Source organism: Gemmatimonadota bacterium (assembly GCA_040882465.1).
GTDB lineage: Bacteria > Gemmatimonadota > Gemmatimonadetes > Longimicrobiales > Gaopeijiaceae > JBBEBG01.
In genome coordinates this window covers 114,781-127,231 of sequence record JBBEBG010000007.1, presented here as the reverse complement: position 1 = coordinate 127,231, position 12,451 = coordinate 114,781, and the positions used below count along the sequence as shown (strand labels likewise).

The window sequence follows — 12,451 nt, the reverse complement described above, 5'->3', positions numbered from 1 at the left end:
AGGTGAGACCTTGGGGAGAGTCGCATCGCGGCGGCGGCGGCGATCTCCCTCAACCATGAGCGGCGACCACTCTCCTCCAAGTCGCCCAGGTAGAACTCCCGCGCCTCCCGTGGGACGAGAACGCGGAAAGCGAGGCGCACGAACGTCGGTGGCTGGTTCCTCGCGGGCGTCGGTGTCATCGGATGTCGAGGGCGAACTCGAGCCCCTCCGTCAGTTGCCGGAGATCCGCGAGCGAGCGACGCGCGGTCGAGAGACCATCGCGGGTCAGGCGGTACATCTTCTTCCTCCGTCCGCCCCGTTCCCCGGTCGGGGGAGCCACGGTGACGTCGACGAGCCCCTTCGCTTCGAGACGTCCGAGCGTCTTGTAGATCGCTCCCAGGGTGACGGAGCGCGACGTCCGCGTCTCAAGGATCTTTTGCAGGGTGACGCCGTACGCGTCATCCCCCAACTGGGCGATCGCCAGTAGAGTTAGTAACTCGAATTCGCCCGCGTGTCCCATGTCCACTCCCGTGCCGTCCCGCGCATTAGTCCGTAATTGTCATAGTAATAGAAGTTGGGGATGAGACAAAGGTGATGGTGGGGAAGGTAGCCGAAGGCAATGCCACGCCAATCAATTGCCGAACCAGCCTGTGGGATCCGCCTCCTCACGAGGGGCGAGCAACGACTCCACAGACGCGATGGCGAGAGCGGTCGGTCCGACCGGCCTCGTCTACGCGGTGGAGGAGGCCCGAGCCGAATACTTCCTGGCGGCGGTGGAGTTCACGCGCTCGCGGGAGTTCGACCTCTTCGAGGAGAAGTTCTTCGCCGTCTACCTGCGCGGAAGCTGAGGGAGGACCGGGTCCGACAACGGACCCGTCCCCAGCCCGATCACCTGCCGCAACTGAAGGAGCGCAAGCCGATGGAGCACGTGCCACCCGGTGACCTCCCGTTCGACCGCCTCCGCCTCTCCCGAAAAAAGTTCGCGTAGGAGTGGGTCGGGTGTTTCGACGGTCGCGCCCCTTTCCCGCGACGCCAGCGTGTTCGCAAGTCTCGACATGCTGGGCCAGGGACCGTGGCTCCGCCCACCCCCGCGCACCAGCGACATCCCTCCCCGAGCGAGGCCGGGTGGGAGCGCGACTGCGAGGCTGACCGGCCGAGGCAAACCGGGAAACCGGAGTGACGACGTGTGCGGGAGAAAGCGAGTCCGCGCGAGGAACGGACGAACCGCCCTCAGGAAGAGCTTCCGGTTCCGCTTCCATCCGAGCGGGGAGCGCGAGGCGACGTCCAGAACTCCCGTGGAGTGGAATACTTCCCAGGTGGGGAAGAGCCGGCGGTTCCCGTCGTGGTGCGCCCCCGCCCGCCGCATCGAGAACGGCCAGAGCATGGTCTCCTCGCCCGCGGATCCGGGGCGCACCTTCCGCAGGAGCTCACGGTGATCGCGCCTCCTCTCCCGGACCACGTCCAAGAGATCCGTACGGAGCGGTCCGCCCTCCCATCCCTTCCTCGATTCGGGGCTCCGCTTCGCCGAGGCGTAGAATCCCTTGAGAAGTGCGTCCGCCGAGAACCCGCCCAGGACGACCGGATGATCGGAGAGCCCCAGGGTTCGGTGGAGTCCGCACGCGTGCAGATCGACGAACAGATGCACGCTTCCGGCGAGCGCGGAAGTCGCGGAGAACCCGTCCGCGCACCGATCGGGCGAACGGACCCCGACATGAAACGAGGCCCCGTGCGCTCGGGCCGCGGCCCGGAGGAGCGCGAGCGCGACGAGCCCGGGAACGACGCCGGGAGCATCGAATCGTCGTTCATCGCGACCACATCGAAGCCAGTTGTTGGATACCGTGCGTGAGCTTGCCGGGGAGGAGTTTGGAGATGGGGGAATCGAGCCGGAGAAGGTTAGAGGATTTCAACCGCCCTCCTAACCTTCGAGGCGAAGATTGGGCGGCCCCGCCGCACTCACCCGGAAGCCGGGCGCTGTTCGCGCACCGAGTGGTTCGATTCGGAGGACTTCACCCGTTGCGATGACGCGCGGAAGGAGGTCGCGGGTTGACGGCTGCGGAATGCGGCATCCGGCCTTTCCAGGTCGGCTTCCCGGGGCCCGCGGTCGCGTGGCGTCCGGGCCACGCCCCCCCTAAGTTGGGGCGCTTCTCACCCTTGAGAGGCGCTTCCCACCGTGAACGAACCCGGACCGCAGTCCTCTTCCAGCGGGCGATCGGCGATCCAGATCCTCATTCTGGCGATCGCCGCCGGAGCGGCGGGGTTCCACCTCTACGCCGCCGGGTTCGGGGCCTTCACCGCGCTGGTTCAGCGGCCGGTACACCTAGCCCTCATGTCGCTCCTAGGCTTCCTCGGGGTCGGCGTGATGTTCGGGACTCGTGGCGGGTGGGCCGCGGAGTCGCCTCTGAAGAAGACCGTCTCCGCTGCGCTCGCCTTCGGGATGGTGGTGAGCTGCGTCTACCTGGTGACGGGGCATCAGGAACTCGTAAATCGGGTGGGGGCGGCGACCCCCCTCGACCTGACCCTCGGCGCCATGGCGGTCGTCGCCCTCCTCGAGCTGACGAGGCGCGCGACGGGGTGGGGACTCGTCACGGTAGCGCTCCTCGCCATCGTCTACGGGATGGCGGGGCCCTACCTCCCCGGGATTCTGGCGCACCGGGGGTATCCGCTCCCCCGTATCCTCGAGACGCTCTACCTCTCGCTCGATGGGATCTGGGGGATTCCGCTGGGAGTCTCGGCCGACTTCGTCTATCTCTTCGTCCTCTTCGGGACGGTGCTGGAGATCGCGGGTGGGGGCGCCCTCCTCATCACCTTGGCCGCGCGTGTGGCGGGGGGGCTCCGCGGTGGCCCCGCGATCACGGCGACGGTCGCGAGCGCGTTCATGGGATCGCTCTCGGGTAGCGCCGTCGCCAACGTCGTGACGACGGGGACGCTCACGATCCCCGTCATGAAGAAGGCGGGATTCCAGCCGCACTTCGCGGCGGGGATCGAAGCGGCCGCGAGCACGGCGGGGCAGATCATGCCTCCGGTCATGGGCGCGGGCGCCTTCATACTCGCGACCTGGACGAACATCCCGTACCTCACCGTCGCGGTCGCGGCGATCATCCCGGCGTTCCTCTACTACGTGGCGCTCGTGATGATGATCCAGTTCCGGGCCGCGAAGCGCGGGCTGGATGCGCGCTCCACCGACCTGGAACGGGCGGCCCCGGTCCTCCCTCGGATCCAGCTCCTCTTTCCCGTCGTCGTGATCGTGATCGCCCTCGCCCTCGGGCGCTCGCCGATGCGCGCGGCATTCTGGGGGGTCGCCTCCGCGGTCGGCGTCACCTTCCTCCGCACGGAAACCCGCCTACGCGCCGGCCAGATTCGAGACCTTCTCATCACCGGGGCGGCGAGCACGGTCCAGGTGGCCGCCGCCTGCGCCACCGCCGGGATCGTTGTCGGGATCGCGTCGCTCACGGGGATCGGGCTTCGGATGTCGGATCTCATCGTGACCCTCTCCGGTGGGCAGCTCCCGATCGCGCTCGTGCTTACGGCCTTCGCCTCGATCATCCTCGGGATGGGGTTGCCGACGACTGCAGCGTATGTGGTCCTCGCCGCGCTGGGGGCACCAGCCCTCGTGGACCTCGGAGTTCCCCTCCTTGCCGCACACCTCTTCGTGTTCTACTTCGGTTGCATGTCGAACGTGACGCCCCCGGTGGCGCTCGCCGCCTTCGCGGCGGCCGGGGTCGCCGGAGCCAACGCGATGAGGACCGCGCTCACCGCGGTGATGCTGGCCTCAGCGGGATTCATCGTTCCCTTCATGTTCGTCTACGGGCCGCCCCTGCTGATGCAGGGTTCGGTCGCGGAGATCCTCATCGCGGTCCTCACGGGGACGCTGGGGGTCACGGCGCTTGCGGCGGCGGCGATGGGGTACCTCCGATCCGAGCTCCGGTGGTGGGAGCGCGCCGTCCTGGCGGGTGCGGCGATCGTTCTCCTCGTTCCGGAGCCGATCACGGATCTCTTCGGAGTCGGCCTGATGCTCCTCATTTTTTTCAGAGGCGGGAAGATGAAGCGTGTGGCCCTGATCGCGATCGCGGGACTGACGACACTGGCTCAGGCCGGGTGCGAGGCGGGTGACTCGGACCGCTTCCTCAGCATCGGGACGGGAAACATCGGCGGGATCTATTATCCGATCGGTGGCGCGCTCGCGAGCCGCCTTTCCGCGCGCGATCCGGATCGCCAGTACACGGCCGAGGTCACCGCGGCATCCGTCGAGAACATCAAGCGAATGGAACAGGGGCAGATCGACCTCGCTCTCTCGATGACGACGACGATCATTTCCGCGTACGAGGGAGGAACGGAGCAGTTCCCGCAGCCGGTCCCGAACCTCCGGATCGTCGCCCCACTCTGGCCAAATCCCGTCACCGTGGTCGTGCCGCCGGACTCCGAGATCAGGAGCCTGCACGAGATCCGAGGTGAGCGGGTTTCGGTCGGGGCCGCCGGGAGCGGCGCGGAGGAGTTCGTGCGGGTGCTTCTCGAGGCCTACGGGATCACCTACGACGACATCGAGGAGCGTTACCTCACGATCAACGAGTCAACCGCGGCGATCCGGGACCGGACGATCGCGATCGCGATCGTTCCGGTGGCGTATCCGGCCGCGGGTATCATGGAGATCACGACGACAGGCTCGGCGAAGCTCATTCCCCTGGAGGGGCCGGAGATCGACGCGCTCATCCGCGAGCGTCCTTACCTCTTCGCCACCGTGACGCCGGCCGGCGCGTACCGCGGGGTGGACGCGGACGTGCCCACGATCGCGGAGATGAACTGGCTGGTCGCGCCCGTGGACCTGGATTCCGAAGTCGTGAAGCTCGTCCTGGACATCCTTTACGACGAGCAGGATCGGCTCATTCAGGTGAACGAAATCGTCCGGCAAATCGACTTTGCCGACTTGGACCGCGCCCTGATTCCACTGCACCCCGCCACCATCGAATGGCTGGAGGAACGTGGTCTCCGCCCGCCCGCGCCCTGAACCGGCGCCCTGACCCCGCGCCCTGACACGGAGGGATTCATGCGTCTTCGCCCTGTGGCTACCGCGGTGGCCTTGTTCCTCGCGGGCTCCCTTTTCGCCCCTTCGTTGCTCTTCGGGCTCCAGCAAGGTGCCGCGGGTGCGGCCGATCCCGAGCTCGCGACGACGGTGGACGACGGCTTCACGATCGCGGTGGTCGGAGACGTGATCCTCGCCTATTCCCTCGCCCACGAGATGAGCGATCCGGGCTTCGGGGAGGTGGTCGGGATCCTGCGGAGCGCCGACGTGGCGACCGGGAACCTCGAGGGGAACATCGTGGATGGGCGGGTCCTTCAGACGTCGGCGCCCGGGGGGTTCGGCGGGGAGCCGAGCGCGGCGGATTGGCTCGTGGAGATGGGCTTCGACATCATGGCGCGCCCGAACAATCACTCGACCGATTTCTGGATCGAGGGGGTGAACGAGACGAGTCGGCAGCTCGATCGGGTGGGGATGCAGTACACGGGCGTCGGAAACAGCTACGCGGCGGCGCGGGCCGCGAGGTACTACACGAGCGCCCGGGGCCGGGTCGGGATGGTCGCCACCTTCGCCCGGGATGGGGCCAACCAGATCGATGCCGCGCCCGGCGGCGGCGAGTGGCTCGGTCGCGGCGGGATCAGCGCGCTCCGCGTGGGCCGGTCCTTCATGGTTCCCGAGGACCGGTGGGGGGCGATCCAGACGTTGCGCGACGACTTTCCCAGCGGGACCGGCTTCTACGCGCGCGGCGCGAACTCGGACACCCAGATCTCCCTCATCGGGAATGCCTTCCGGAAGGCGCCACCCGGGACGACCGAGCCCCACTTCTCCTTCCAGATGAACCAGGGAGATTTCGACGACCTGGTCGCGGCTGTCCGTGAGGGAAAGCTCCGCTCCGACTTCGTGTCCTTCGCCATCCATTCTCACCACTTTCATGACACGAGGGGGGGATATCGAGGCGACGGGGTGGCCGAGGCCGAACACCTCGACACGAACTCGAGCATCCCCGACTTCCACATCGAGCTCGCCCACGCGGTGATTGATGCCGGGGCCGACCTCTACCAGGGCACCGGCGTGCACGCGCTGAGGGGAATCGAGATTTACCGGAACCGGCCGATCTTTTACGGTCTCGGGGAATTCATCCGACAGATGGACGTGATCGGGATCGCGGGGCGGGGGGATCCGACCCGCGACCAGTGCGTCGGATGCCCCTTCCCGGTGAAATACGAGAGCGTCATCGCGGTTAGCACCTTCGAGGGAGGGGAGCTCGCCGAGGTGCGTCTCCACCCGGTCGAGTTGGGATACGAGGAGCCGCGATTGGCGAAACGGGGAATCCCCCGACCGGCATCCCCCGAGACGGCGCGGCGCATTCTCGAGCGTCTTCAGGACCTGTCCTCCCCCTTCGGAACGCAGATCGCGATCGAAGGGAATGTGGGTGTGATTCGATCGAGGTCCGCGCCCTAGGGCCGAACCGGGGCGGCGAAGGGCCGGGGGCGGTCACGCTCCCCAGACGGCCGGCAGGCGCCCCAGGAACCAGAACATCGCGAGCGCTCCCAGCGCGTAGCCGAGCGTGGGCTCGAGCTTCGGGATGCGGCCCCGCGCGGTTCCGGGGACGATCCGGTTTACGGCGAGCAGGGCCCCCACGAAGACGAGCTGGCCCGCCTCCACCCCCACGTTGAAGGAGAGAAGGGCCACCGGAAGGTCGTTTCCCCGGAGCCCGATCTCGCCGAGCGCTCCCGCGAACCCCAGTCCGTGCAGGAGCCCGAATCCGAAGGCCACGAGCCAGGGAGCGCGGTGCACCAGATGCCGCTCACCCCGGTGACCGGTCACGATCTCCCGCGCGAGGAGCACGATCGAGAGAGCGATCGCGGCTTCGACCGGGCCGGGCGAGACGGGGACGACGCCGAGGACGGCTGCGGCCAGGGTAAGGGAGTGCGCGACGGTAAACGCGGTGATCGTCGCCGCGAGAGGGCCGACGCCGCGGACGAGGAGGAGGAGGCCGAGGACGAAGAGGAGATGATCGAGACCGAAGACGATGTGCTCCACCCCCAGGGCGAAAAAGTCGGCGGCGAGGCCGGCGCTCGATCCCGCTTCGGCCCGAAGCTCCGCGAACCGGATCGGAATCGTGCCGCCTTTCCCGGGGAAATACGCCGAAGCGTCCGTCCCGTCGCTCCACCGCGCCAGCGCGACGACCCCCGCGAGGTTCCACGGAAGGACGATCGTGTCGTCGAGGGTCAGACCGCGCATGCACTCGAAGGCGAAACCGGCGACGAGGTCGAGGCCATCCTCGTCCGCGTCGATGAGGGTGCAGCCGGCCGGGAGGATCCCCTCGGGGTCGAGGATCGGCGGGACCTGACGATCCACGATGGAGAGGAGGTAGCGGCGTTCTCCCAGTTGGTCGAAAAAGATGCGGGCGACGCCGGTGACGTCCACGTCGTGGGCGGCCGCGGGGGAGGGAAGTGCCGGTGCGCAGATGGCGAGAAGTAAGAAGAGAGTGCGTCGGCTCACGGCGTTCCTTCCTCTCCGCCCACAAAAACGATCGTGTAACGTTCGCGAATCTCCGCGATCCGCTCGGAAAGGCGCGCCTCCTCTTCTTCCGTGATCCAATCGAGCCGGACCATCTCGCGCACGACCTCGAGGGGGCGGGGCACCGCGTCGGTCCTCTCCGTGGTTCGGAGCCAGTGTTGCCCCCGCGCCGAAAGATAGGGCCCTACCCATCGACCGATGTCCGCCGCGAAGGCCGCGTCCGCCGTCGCCCCGTCGAAGATCACCGCGAGATCCTCGCGCGGAACGTCGCGAAGGCCTCCCCCGGTCCTGGGCACGCCGGTCTGGATCTCCGAGAGGGGGACTCCGCGCTCGAGCTGCGTGGCGAGCGACGAGGGAAGGGCGTCCTGCGTGAGCAGGACCAGCTCTTCGACGGTGACCGACGCCGGGTTGGCGTAACGCATCGGATCCGCCTCGAAGTAGGCCTCGAGCTCGGCTTCGCTCGGCTGGATCACGTCCGCGCTCAGGACGTGGAGCATCTTCTGGACGAGGAGATCGTGAATTCGTTCGTCGTCGTCGAGCCCGAGGGCGAGCGCTTCCCGCACGAGGACGCGCTCGTTGATCACGCCCTCCTCGATGTCCGCGCGCTCCGCGGCTGAGAGGGGCGCGCCCCGCAGCGTCTCCACCTGGAGGATCTCCCACTCGACGAGACCGCGGTCCACTTCGACGACGTTTGCGCGCGAGCCGAAGACCCAGGCGATGCCGAAGAGGAGCGCGGCGCCCAGGGCGAAGTGGAGAGTCGGCTCGCGGAGGACGCGGGAAAGCCGGGAGCGCTCGGGCACGCTAAGGGTCCTCGGTCGCGGCCGCGATTCCCTCGTCGAGGAGGTGGCGGCGTTCGGCCTCGGAGTAACCCAGCTCGGAGAGAATAGCGACCGTGTGCTCGCCCGCCAGCGGGGGGCCGGAGCTTCCCCGGGGACGCGCGCCATCGATCCTCAGCGGAATCGAGATATCCTGGTAGTTGCCGGCTTCCGGGTGAGGAGCCGGTGTGACCAGCTCGGCGGCGGCCACCTGGGCGTCGGCGGCGACCTGCGCGATGTCCTGGATCGGCGATGTGGGCACGGAGTGGCGCCTCGTCCTTTCCACGAGGTCCCGCGTGGTGAGCGTGCGGGTATGGCTCGCGATCAGGGGCACGAGCTCTTCGCGGTGCGCCACCCGCGACGGATTCGTTGCGAAACGGGAGTCCCGCGCAACCTCGGGGACGCCGAGCGCCTCGCAGAGCCGCCGGAAGATCGCGTCGTTTCCCGCGGCGATCATGACGGAACCATCGCTCGTCGGAAAGGCCTGATAGGGGACGATCGCATCGAGCCCCGATCCCATCGGACCCGGGACCCGACCGGTCGCGAGGTAACCCATGATGTGGTAAGAGATCCAGCCGACCGCGGTGTCGAGGAGGGCGGTTTCGAGGCGCGCTCCTTTCCCGGTCGCGTCGCGCGTGCGAAGCGCGGCGAGGACCGCGATGGCCGCCCACATTCCGGTCCCATAATCCACGACTGACCCGCCCACCCGCGCCGGCTCTCCTCCCGGATGACCGGTCACCGACATGATCCCGGAATACGCCTGGATGAGCGGATCGTAGCCGGGAAAATCCCGGAGCGGGCCCCGCCCTCCGAAGGCGGTGACGGAGAGGTGGATCACGTCCTCCCGCACCCCCCGGATCGCGTCGTAATCACACCCCAAACGCTCGGGCACGCTGAGCCGCGCGGATTGGAGGAAGACGTCGCATCCCCGCGCGATCCGGTGAAGGACTTCGCGTCCCTCCGGGCGTTTGAGATCGAGCACGATGCTCCGCTTTCCGCGGTTCACCGAGAGGAAAAGAACCCCCGCGCTTCCCCAGAAGGGTGGGCCCCAGGCGCGCCCCAGGTCGCCTCCGGGCGGCTCGACCTTGATGACCTCCGCCCCGAGGTCGCCCAGAATCTGCGCGCAGAAGGGGCCGGCGAGGTTTTGGGTGACGTCGCAGACTCGGATCCCCGCTAGGGGTGCCGTCATGGACGACTGCTCCCAACACTCACACTAACGCGCCACCCTCGCGGCAATGGTGCGGAGGCGCTGAATCCGTGTGGCGGCCTCAACCTGCCGCAGCGTCGCGCCCATGACCAGAAGCGGTTTGGGGACGGCGTTCTCGACGGTGAGGATGGAGTTCAGGAGTCCGGAGAGATGTTCGACCCGCCGCTGCGGCTCCTCTTCGAGCCAGACGAGGCGGAGGGGGTTCTCACCTGCAGCGAAGGCGTGACAGAGGCGGGGTCGATCGAGCAACGCTTCGTCCCCATCGAGCGCTGCGGCAAGGTCCCCGTCGAGGGCGACCGACTGGGGAAGGGCAAGGCGCGCGTAGGCGCCGAAAAGCGAGCGAGTCAGGGTGAGTCCGTCCAGTGCGACTTCGATTCGCGACACCGACCCCCGATCGGAGGCCGACATTGCCGGGTCCACGACGTTCCCCGCGCAGGCCGCCGAAAAGACACTGGCTGCCGCCACCGAACCGTGACGGCGAAGCTCCGCCTCGATCGCCAATTTGAGATCCTCCAGCGGGGCAGGCGAAGGCATCGGGACCTCCCAGGCATCCTCTTCCCGTGAGAGCTCCGGCCAGATCTGAGTGACGAAGTGAGAACCTGGGTCGGAAATCAGCATCGAGGCTGAGACGACGTCCTCGCTCGTCTCGCCGCCGGACATCTCCTCGCGCAGCCGAACCACCCAGGGCCCGGTGAGCGCGTAGCGCGCGATTGTCCCGCGCCCGGAGAATCTCAGCTCCACGTCTACGTGGACTCTGGTGGAGGTGACCCGGTCGTGGCGCTTCCCGAAGATCAAGAAGCGTCGGCGAAAATTTTCACGGACGACCGCATCCTCGAGAGAGAGGCGGTAAACGAAGGAAGCCTCGCCGAGGTTGAGGATCGCCGCTGTCCACACGGCTTGCGGGACGGCTTGGGAAAGCCTCGGAGGAATCGGCAACGAAGGCGCGCCCGGCGCCGGCGGATCGATGCGCGTGAGGATCTCCGTCAGAGGTATCCGGCGAAGCTGGGCCTGCCGATGGCGCTGGGCGAGAATGTCCGCTTCGGAGGTCAGGGCGCGAACATAGCCCTCGTACTCCCGCAAGACCCTCGCGAGGAGGTCGCCACCCACGCCGGTCGTGGGGTCCACGGAGAGGCTCTCGAGAGCCTCCTGGAGCTCGGCACCCACGGCCAGGATGGCCTCCAGGTCTCCGGGCGCGACCGCACGGGCATGACCGGGCCAGTCCTGGAGCATCCTAAGGTAGGCTTGGGCCGCCACGGCCCATTCGATGGGATTCGCGAGCGCCTTCCCCCGGATGACGGCCGGATATCCATAACGCAGCTCGGCCACGCGGCCGAGGAGGGGGAGGCGACGGGCGAGATTCTCCAGAGAAGGGTCCGCAAAGGCCTCGGCGAGGGACCCGTTGTCGAGCGGGGTGGTGCGGTCCGTGAGGAGCGCATCCCTCGCGTCCAGGGACGCACGGGATCGGAAGTCGGCGAGGCACTCCGAGAAAACCCCGAAATCCATCTCGTCCAAAGGAGGAAGGTACCGCTCCCGATGCTCGAGGCAGCGGACGAGTGTGCGATTGTATTCCCGATCGAATCCAGCTTGCATGTAGCTCTGGACGTTTTCCTCCAGTCGGTCCATCCGACGAGACAGGGAGACGACCGCGGCATGAATCTCCGCGAAGTCACTGCGAAGATTGGTGCTGTTCGACGCCACGAGCCGCTCGAGTGTGACGAAACGTCCGTCGAGCGTCGAAAATACTTCGTCGAACCGTGCGTCCACCCCATCGAGACGCGCGTCGACTTCCGTGTGCATCGCGGCGATTCCCTCTCGGAGGCTTCGAAGCTCAACTGCCGCGTTGGGCCCGAATCCACGTCCGGTCCCTCCAAAAAAAGCGGTTACGCTGGCAGCCACACCCAGGACGTTTCCGCCGAGGGCGGCGAGCGCCGCGTCCCGCCCGGCGGACACCAGCGTGGAGGCGAACGAAGACGCCCCCAACTGGAGGTCGGCCGCCGCGCCTCCGATGGTGCGTATCCGTTCCGCGGCGGCCGCGTCGAGCCCGGCGTATGTCGCCGATTCCGCGGCGAGAAAGGAGAAGACGCGCTGGGTGGCCCACCCGAGCGTCGAGCCCGACGGGTCCCCTGTCCTCTGCGCGGAGGGAACCCCGGCCAGTGCGACACCGATCGACGAAGTGAGCGAAGTGAGAAAGCTCTGATACTCCCTCAGGACACCCTGCGGGGACCGGGCGCCGTCCGCGAGTTGCGAGATCGTGGGGTAGTGGGCGAGAAACTCGCGAAGCTCGGGGACGCGGGAGAGTACCTGGGATGCCTCCGTGCCGGGAGAAAATCCGAACACGCCCTCGATCGCGTTCGCGAAAGACCCGGTTCCCGCTGGGTCCGTCCGTTCGGATCCCGCGAGGGTCCACGCTGCTCCGAGTACTTCCTCCGCGTAGCGCTGGAAAGGTCCCATGCTCGCGGTGACGTCACCGGCCGGCGCCACTTCGCCGGGCCGCAAAAAAGAAGAGACGAAGCGCGCGCCCTCCTCGGTGAGCTCCTTTCCAAGGAGGGGCGACGTCAGGGGAAGGAGGGTCTCGAGTGCACAGAGTGTACCCTCGACGGGATCACGATCCGAGCGGCACGATCTGAGCCGGGCGGAGGGCACGGACGGGGACGAGAGCGCCGAGATGAGTGGGGCGGCGGCGGCCAGAGCGCTCTCATCGCCGCTCTCGGCCATCCGATTCAGCGCGGCCACGACAAGAACGGCCGGGTAGTCGCGATTCTGGAGTACGTTTTGCAGGGCCCCCGCCATCCACGCCAGTCGGTCGGCCCCGGAGTCTGGCTCCGTGACCTGTCCCGAGAGTGCGCCGGCGGGACCGAACACTGCCCCCGCAAACAGGGTGGTGAGAAAGGCGCGGCGGCATGTTTGACTCAT

Annotated in this window: 9 protein-coding genes; 3 read left to right on the top strand and 6 right to left on the bottom strand. The window is 67.7% G+C overall.

What is annotated here, in order from left to right:
- Positions 1–175: 175 nt before the first annotated feature.
- The gene (locus WEG36_02105; protein MEX1256387.1) at positions 176–499 is read right to left on the bottom strand and encodes a PadR family transcriptional regulator; all 324 of its coding nucleotides are present in this window, start codon (positions 497–499) and stop codon (positions 176–178) included.
- Positions 500–677: 178 nt separating this feature from the next.
- On the opposite strand from WEG36_02105, the gene WEG36_02100 reads away from it, so the two are divergent.
- Positions 678–827: a hypothetical protein gene (locus tag WEG36_02100; protein MEX1256386.1), complete on the top strand. Its 150-nt coding sequence runs from the start codon at positions 678–680 to the stop codon at positions 825–827.
- Here the strand turns inward: WEG36_02100 and WEG36_02095 are convergent.
- The gene (locus tag WEG36_02095; GenBank protein ID MEX1256385.1) at positions 809–1,624 is read right to left on the bottom strand and encodes a hypothetical protein; all 816 of its coding nucleotides are present in this window, start codon (positions 1,622–1,624) and stop codon (positions 809–811) included. The two genes, WEG36_02100 and WEG36_02095, sit on opposite strands and share 19 nt — an antisense overlap.
- A 525-nt stretch (positions 1,625–2,149) precedes the next feature.
- Between WEG36_02095 and WEG36_02090 the strand changes: the two genes are divergently transcribed.
- Positions 2,150–4,981 (top strand): TRAP transporter fused permease subunit, encoded by a 2,832-nt coding sequence (locus WEG36_02090; protein ID MEX1256384.1) that lies wholly within the window; start codon positions 2,150–2,152, stop codon positions 4,979–4,981.
- Between the two features lie 39 nt (positions 4,982–5,020).
- Positions 5,021–6,454, top strand: a complete 1,434-nt coding sequence (locus WEG36_02085; GenBank protein MEX1256383.1) for a CapA family protein — start codon at positions 5,021–5,023, stop codon at positions 6,452–6,454.
- Positions 6,455–6,487: 33 nt separating this feature from the next.
- Here the strand turns inward: WEG36_02085 and WEG36_02080 are convergent, their stop codons facing one another.
- From WEG36_02080 to WEG36_02065, 4 genes are read right to left on the bottom strand one after another with little or no spacing between them, the layout of a single operon-like run.
- Positions 6,488–7,498, bottom strand: coding sequence for a HupE/UreJ family protein (locus tag WEG36_02080; protein ID MEX1256382.1), 1,011 nt, complete (start codon positions 7,496–7,498; stop codon positions 6,488–6,490).
- Entirely contained in the window at positions 7,495–8,316 is an 822-nt protein-coding gene (locus tag WEG36_02075) for a peptidylprolyl isomerase (GenBank protein MEX1256381.1), read from the bottom strand. Before WEG36_02075 ends, WEG36_02080 begins: the two co-directional genes overlap by 4 nt.
- Before the next feature lies 1 nt (position 8,317).
- Entirely contained in the window at positions 8,318–9,520 is a 1,203-nt protein-coding gene (locus WEG36_02070; GenBank protein ID MEX1256380.1) for a CoA transferase, read from the bottom strand.
- Positions 9,521–9,544: 24 nt separating this feature from the next.
- The gene (locus tag WEG36_02065; GenBank protein ID MEX1256379.1) at positions 9,545–12,451 is read right to left on the bottom strand and encodes a hypothetical protein; all 2,907 of its coding nucleotides are present in this window, start codon (positions 12,449–12,451) and stop codon (positions 9,545–9,547) included.

Excerpts from the sequence above, each read along its gene's own strand:
- WEG36_02105 (MEX1256387.1), bottom strand. The coding sequence starts at position 499 with ATGGGACACGCGGGCGAATTCGAGTTACTAACTCTACTGGCGATCGCC.
- WEG36_02070 (MEX1256380.1), bottom strand. The coding sequence starts at position 9,520 with ATGACGGCACCCCTAGCGGGGATCCGAGTCTGCGACGTCACCCAAAAC.
- WEG36_02085 (MEX1256383.1), top strand. The coding sequence starts at position 5,021 with ATGCGTCTTCGCCCTGTGGCTACCGCGGTGGCCTTGTTCCTCGCGGGC.
- WEG36_02065 (MEX1256379.1), bottom strand. The coding sequence starts at position 12,451 with ATGAGTCAAACATGCCGCCGCGCCTTTCTCACCACCCTGTTTGCGGGG.
- WEG36_02100 (MEX1256386.1), top strand. The coding sequence starts at position 678 with ATGGCGAGAGCGGTCGGTCCGACCGGCCTCGTCTACGCGGTGGAGGAG.